Annotated in this window: 1 protein-coding gene and 1 pseudogene; both read left to right on the top strand. The window is 43.6% G+C overall.

Features of this window, described 5'->3' with window-relative positions:
• Positions 1-292, top strand: a 292-nt coding sequence (locus HC176_RS20060) for an FAD-dependent oxidoreductase (protein ID WP_245234919.1), incomplete at its 5' end; no start/stop codon positions are given.
• A 51-nt stretch (positions 293-343) separates the two neighbouring features.
• Positions 344-594: pseudogene (locus tag HC176_RS20055) on the top strand (pyruvate/2-oxoglutarate dehydrogenase complex dihydrolipoamide dehydrogenase); the annotation flags it as partial.

The following is a 594-nucleotide window of genomic DNA, read 5'->3' as shown; positions in this document are numbered from 1 at the left end:
TGATGACATTGCAGAGATCATTGCCCAGGTTCTGAAAGACAGCGGAATTGAAGTGCTGCTGAAATCTCAATGCATTTCGGCAACTGAAGATGACGGGGAAATAAAGGTGTCTTATCATTGTGAGGAAGGCAAAAAAAGCATCAGCTCTCCGCATGTCCTCGTAGCTGCAGGCCGTATTCCCAACACAGATGATCTTGGGCTGGAAAATACCGACGTAGTTCTTGATGACCACGGATTCATTAAAGTCAACGATGAACTTCAAACAAGTGCGCCAAATATTTGGGCTCTGTGAGATTGCAATGGAGAAGGTGCTTTTACCCACACTGCATACAATGATTTCCAAATTGTAAATTCGCACCTTTTTGAAGATCAAAAAAGATATCTTTCCGATAGATTTACCTGTTATGCTGCCTACATTGATCCTGCCGTGGCAAGAGTAGGCCTCAACGAGAAAGAAATAAAAGAAAAAGGCATTAAAGCAAAGGTAGCCATGCGACCCATGAAAAAAATCGCCAGGGCTAAGGAAATGGGGGAAACCACCGGCCTGTTAAAGGTCTTCATTGAAGCAGAAACTAACAAGATCCTTGGAGCCAC

The sequence above is a fragment of the Tamlana crocina genome (assembly GCF_012037625.1).
This window is presented reverse-complemented; position numbering and strand designations above follow the sequence as displayed.